Consider the following 699-nt stretch of genomic DNA (forward strand, 5'->3'; position numbering starts at 1 on the left):
AGGGCGTCGTCGTACGCCGACGCGTACGTAGTGACTGTGCGGTGACCAGGGCTCAGGTGAGGACGCGGGCGACGGCCGCGGCACGCGCCGTACGACCGGACAGGCCGAGCTTGAGGTAGACGTTCTGGAAGTGCCGCTCCACGGTGCGCACACTGAGGGTCAGCTGGTCGGCGATCGCCGTGTTGTCGAGGCCTTCGGCAGCGAGCAGCAGGATCTCGCGTTCGCGTGCGGACAGGTTCGACACCGGGACCTGCGCCCGGTCCTCGTTGAGGAACGACCCGACCTCCTGCAGGAACACCGGCCACGCCGGCTCGTCGGCCAGCAACACGTGGTTGGCCGAGTCGAGCATCACCAGCCGCGCGTCGGGGATCTCGGCGGCCAGCTTCGGCCCCCAGTCCGGCGCGACCCGGTCCCGCTCGGCATGCAGCACGAGGGTGGGTACGACGACCTCGGGGAGCAGCGGCGCCACATCCACCTGGTGGCGGGCGATCCGGCTGCACACGGCGTTCTCGGTGTTGGTCGAGGTGCGTTGCAGCTCGTCCATCCACTCCATCTGCTGCTCGGTCGCGCCCGGGATGAACGCGTTCGTGAACACCCGCCGGAACAGCGGATCCGGCCGTGCCCAGCCCGCGCGGATCATCGCCAGGAACGCCTCCTCGGCCGCGTCGTCCCCCTGCTGCAGGCCGCCGGCCGCCATGC

At 70.7% G+C, this 699-nt stretch carries 1 protein-coding gene; it reads right to left on the minus strand.

Going from position 1 to position 699, the window contains the following annotated elements:
- Positions 1-52: 52 nt before the first annotated feature.
- Positions 53-699, minus strand: a 647-nt coding sequence (locus ACOADB_RS24510; protein WP_378605000.1) for a helix-turn-helix transcriptional regulator, incomplete at its 5' end; no start/stop codon positions are given.

The organism is Nocardioides sp. CPCC 206348 (genome assembly GCF_048654705.1).
In the GTDB taxonomy this organism is placed as follows: Bacteria; Actinomycetota; Actinomycetes; order Propionibacteriales; family Nocardioidaceae; genus Nocardioides.